We start from the raw sequence: 4,195 nt of genomic DNA, 5'->3' as shown, positions 1-4,195 counted from the left end.
GGAGTGACCCAATTCATGGCCCTGTTGCTCGCTTGCGTCTCTTGCCGTTGCATCTTCGTCCGCCGTTTCTCGAACTTCCGAACACGCCGAGATCGATATCGAGGACCAAGCGATGCTCAGCAATCCGGCCGATCAGCCTGTTCGGTGACGGTGCAGCTGTCGGTGATCATGCGTTCTCTCCGAGATCGGGGAGATCGTCGGCCCATCCGGGGTTTTCGGCGAAGTGATCCTCACCATGCTGGTTCGCGATCGACTTGCGACTCAGTTCCCGCGCGAACGCGCTTTCGTCGAGCCACCAGACGATGGAACGCCCGCCGACTTTCTTGCGCTTGATATCACCGCTTTCATGGAGCTGATTGAGCTTCTTGCGAGCGGCGTCTGTCGAGCAGCCGATCGCCTCGCCGACCTCCCGCGCTGTCACCGTGGGATCGGGGTGGCTCGCTACAGCGTCGAGAACTCGATCAGGCGTGACCGTCTCGACGTATTCGCCCGTTTTCGCGCGTTCTCTATCTGACATGCATTCGCCTACGGTTTCGCCCGGCGTAAGTCTATCCGCACGAACGGATAGGAAGCATTCATCACCTATTGTCTTGTAGCGATAGGTAGACAGACCGGTCCTCCGGAGTGTTCTCAGTACACTCTCAGGGAACCGCAACTTCGGTCTGAATATCTGAACGAGGGAAATCATTTCCACCACGCGGTGCAAGAGCAGCATGATGGCTGACCCAAATCCGGGGTCGTGGACAGAGAGTATGAGCGGGCGCGAGCGTGTCCGGCACGTCGCAGAGCTGCTGGACGAACCGACACCGGTACAGGCGATCGCAGACCGAGCAGACGTCTCACGCACGACGGCTGATGATGAACTTCAGCAACTGCAGAGTGATGACTGGGTCACTGAAACGACCGTCGACGGGACGAAAGCCTACGATCTGAACCCCGTGCGGATGCTCTTCGACGAGGTAACGGACCTGATCACGTCCCATTCGCGCGACGAACTGGAAAGTCAACTCACAGAGCTGACGGAAGACCAGGAAGAGCTGGCGACGAACTACGAGGTCGATTCGCTTGGTGCGTTCCGAGAGCAGCTCGCTACCGAAGAGCTCTCGGCTACGGAGCTTCGTGACCGTCGCAACGTGATCACGACGTGGAAGGCGATCAATACTGAACTTGGACTTTTGAAGCATGCCCTCCAGCTGTACGATGACGTCGTTGAACTCTCTTCGCCGCGGATAGACTCTCCCTCGACACTCGCCTGATGGCTATCTTCCTCGCTAATCGGGCGAACTTGCAAAGCAAGCGGCTCCACGGCTGTATCCAGAATCGACTCCACGGTACGTTCGAGAACGTCCGTCGTCGACGGACTGAATCGCGTGAGGATGGCCCGTACCGGGACTGACGATGAGGATTACTACTGGATAGAGAACCACCAAAGAGAGTACGTTTCGTGTGCTATCGAGCTCATCGGCCCGGACGGTAGCGGAGATCAGGAAGACGAAAAGAGAGAGTACATTTCGTGTGCTTTCCAGCACAGAGTATTGCAGGTCTGTATCACGTTGATCGACACAAAGAGAGTACGTTTCGTGTGCTATCGAGGCTAATCAACACGGAACGTGGCGGATATCAGAAAATCAGTGGAGAGTACATTTCGTGTGCTATTGAGCTCAATCGGCAAGGTGGAAAGCGGAGACTAGGAAGACGAAAAGAGAGTACGTTTCGTGTGCTATCCTTCTATCTTCTCGCGCGTCTCAATGACTAGTTCTGGATCAAGGTCGAGTTGATACTCGAAGTACTGCCCACCACTCCGTCCTTGATTTCGCTTGTCGCGTTGCAGAAATCCCAACATGTGGAGATCCGCGAGATGATCCTGTATACTCTTCAGCGATGTCAGTGGCGTCGTTGCCCAGGATTCTGCAACCTGTTCATACGTCTCTCGAATTTCTTTGGAACGCGCCGGAGTATCATCACGTTTCTCGAGGCGTGCAATCGTCTCTAGGACATACTGCGAATGATCCGTCTGGTCTCGTATTCGATTGGCGAGTCGTCCACGTTGGACGAGTTCACGAGCAGTCTCGATATGGTCATCAATCACACAGCTATCGCCTGCTCGTTCGGCAACCTCTCCCCCGACACGAAGCAAATCGATCGCCTGGCGAGCATTCCCCATATCTTGTGCCGAAATCGCTGATGCCATTCCAACCGCGGATTGCTCCCATCCGTCTTCGACAAACGCTTGCTCTGCACGGTCTTTGAGGATTGCTTTGAGTTCTGTTGCATCATAAGGACTGAACGAGATCTCGTTTTCCATTAGTGTGTCTTTCACCTTTGGGGAGAGGGTTTTTCGGAACGTGTAGTTGTTACTGATCCCAATGATGCCGACTCTTGCATCGGTCAGATGCCCGTTTGATCGAGCCCGTGGTAGTTCATACAACAACGTGTCGACCTCATCAAGGTGGTCGATCTCATCAAAAACGAACAGGTGGGTTCCACCGACACGATCGAGTTGTTGATAGAGCTCTTCGAAGGCATCACCCGTTCCGAGCCCCCGCTTTGGAAACTGACTTGCATCCTGTGGAAGAAGCTTATTCACAAGCACGCGGATAATCATAAAGAGTGTCTTGCTGTTGCAGTTCACGTTGTGGATATGGAGATCATCTGCTTCATCTCGTGACTGCACCTCATCGTTGAGGGCATCCATCATGTACGTCGTCACAGCTGTCTTTCCGAGCCCAGCTTTTCCATACAACATGACATTCTCGGGATCGCGACCAAAGAGAACGTCTTGCAGTGCGTAGCGATATTCCTCGATTTCTTGCTCTCGCTTCAAAATCGCTTCTGGTTGATAGCTTTCGTTCAGGACTTCTTTGTTCGAGAAAATAGTATCCGTAATATCAGTGAACGGTCCTGGCATGCTCTGTCACTTAATACGCACACTGGTACTTAAAACCTTACTTCGTGAGCTTCGTCTGTTTCCCTGTTAATCGAGGACATCGCCGACAACCGCTGTCTCCGCCTGCAAGGGACGGTTGAGAACGATAGCACACGAAACGTACTCTCTCTCTCTCTTTCTTCGAGTCCGTGCCTAGTTCCAGGGCGCGTGGCCGGGATCGATGCAACGCTCGCGCCGCTCGATGGCGTCGATCCGTGCGATGTCCTCTTCGTCCAACGCCACCTCTCCGGCAGCGAGGTTGTCCCGCATGTGCTCTTCGCTGCTCGCCTTCGGGATCACGGCGACGTTGTCCTTGGCGAGCAGCCACGCAATCGACACCTGTGCCGGCGTCGCGTCGTGTTTGTCCGCGACCGCCTCGATTGTGGGCACCTCGAAAACTCTCCCCTGAGCGAGCGGTGAGTATGCCACCAGCCAGTAGCCGTGGCGCTGGGCGTCCGCGAGCAGTTCTTCTTGAGGTCGCAGTGGATGCATCTCTACCTGGTGGGCGGCAAGCGGAGCGTCGAGTACGTCACGCGCCTCATCGAGCAGTTCAGGCGTGAAATTCGACAGGCCGACATGGCGGACCTTCCCCGCGTTGTAGGCCTCATCGAAGGCGGGCAAAATCGCCTCGTGGTCGTACTCTCCCGACGGCCAGTGAACATAGAGCAAATCGACGTACTCGACGCCGAGCCGGTCGAGACAGCCGTCGATCGCCGCCTCCACGTCGTCCGTACTCGATGGGAGATCGACGTGGACGGTCTTGGTCGCGACGAAGACGTCCTCACGGTCGACCGACGACGAGGCGATCCCCTCGCCGACGCACTGTTCGTTGCCGTAGGCATGAGCCGTATCGATCGCCCGATAGCCGACATCGAGCGCCGTTCGCACGTTGTCGGTCCACTGTGGTTGGTCGTTCTCGGAGTAGGTTCCCAGTCCGATCCGTGGGAGATCTTCGATCGGCATCGGCCTGCACTTCGTTCGCTGCTCGCTTGACGCTGGTGTTCGGCGACGGTGTGACCCCACGGCAACCAGCTTCACCGTCCTCCCACTCGGCAGTGTGTATCGTATTCGGTTCTCACCACTACTATCCCGTGCGTCTCGACCACAACGACGCTACGGGCCACGTTCGACCGTCCTTTTTCCGGACACCTTCCGTGCCTGTCTCGAGGTAGTCTATTAGACCGGCCGTGTTTAATCGCATGACGGAAGTGGAATTTCCTGTTTTGCGGCCTCCTTAATGTTGTACACCGCACACATCAACGCGATCTC

Annotated in this window: 4 protein-coding genes; 1 reads left to right on the top strand and 3 read right to left on the bottom strand. The window is 55.8% G+C overall.

Features of this window, described 5'->3' with window-relative positions; genetic code table 11:
- Window positions 1-166: 166 nt before the first annotated feature.
- The gene (locus C448_RS10425; protein WP_004054571.1) at window positions 167-517 is read right to left on the bottom strand and encodes a hypothetical protein; all 351 of its coding nucleotides are present in this window, start codon (window positions 515-517) and stop codon (window positions 167-169) included.
- Between the two features lie 235 nt (window positions 518-752).
- Between C448_RS10425 and C448_RS16485 the strand changes: the two genes are divergently transcribed.
- The gene (locus C448_RS16485) at window positions 753-1,256 is read left to right on the top strand and encodes a DUF7342 family protein (RefSeq protein WP_004054570.1); all 504 of its coding nucleotides are present in this window, start codon (window positions 753-755) and stop codon (window positions 1,254-1,256) included.
- A 464-nt stretch (window positions 1,257-1,720) separates the two neighbouring features.
- Here C448_RS16485 and C448_RS10410 read toward each other — a convergent pair whose 3' ends face one another.
- Together C448_RS10410 and C448_RS10405 are read right to left on the bottom strand one after the other, a co-directional pair.
- Window positions 1,721-2,908: an orc1/cdc6 family replication initiation protein gene (locus C448_RS10410; RefSeq protein WP_004054568.1), complete on the bottom strand. Its 1,188-nt coding sequence runs from the start codon at window positions 2,906-2,908 to the stop codon at window positions 1,721-1,723.
- 171 nt (window positions 2,909-3,079) lie between these two features.
- Complete coding sequence (locus tag C448_RS10405; RefSeq protein WP_004054567.1) at window positions 3,080-3,889, bottom strand: aldo/keto reductase; 810 nt, start codon at window positions 3,887-3,889, stop codon at window positions 3,080-3,082.
- Window positions 3,890-4,195 lie beyond the last annotated feature (306 nt).

The organism is Halococcus morrhuae DSM 1307 (assembly GCF_000336695.1).
In the GTDB taxonomy this organism is placed as follows: Archaea; Halobacteriota; Halobacteria; order Halobacteriales; family Halococcaceae; genus Halococcus; species Halococcus morrhuae.
This window is presented reverse-complemented; position numbering and strand designations above follow the sequence as displayed.

Coding starts and splice junctions, on each gene's coding strand:
- C448_RS10410 (WP_004054568.1), bottom strand. CDS start 2,908: ATGCCAGGACCGTTCACTGATATTACGGATACTATTTTCTCGAACAAA.
- C448_RS16485 (WP_004054570.1), top strand. CDS start 753: ATGAGCGGGCGCGAGCGTGTCCGGCACGTCGCAGAGCTGCTGGACGAA.
- C448_RS10405 (WP_004054567.1), bottom strand. CDS start 3,889: ATGCCGATCGAAGATCTCCCACGGATCGGACTGGGAACCTACTCCGAG.
- C448_RS10425 (WP_004054571.1), bottom strand. CDS start 517: ATGTCAGATAGAGAACGCGCGAAAACGGGCGAATACGTCGAGACGGTC.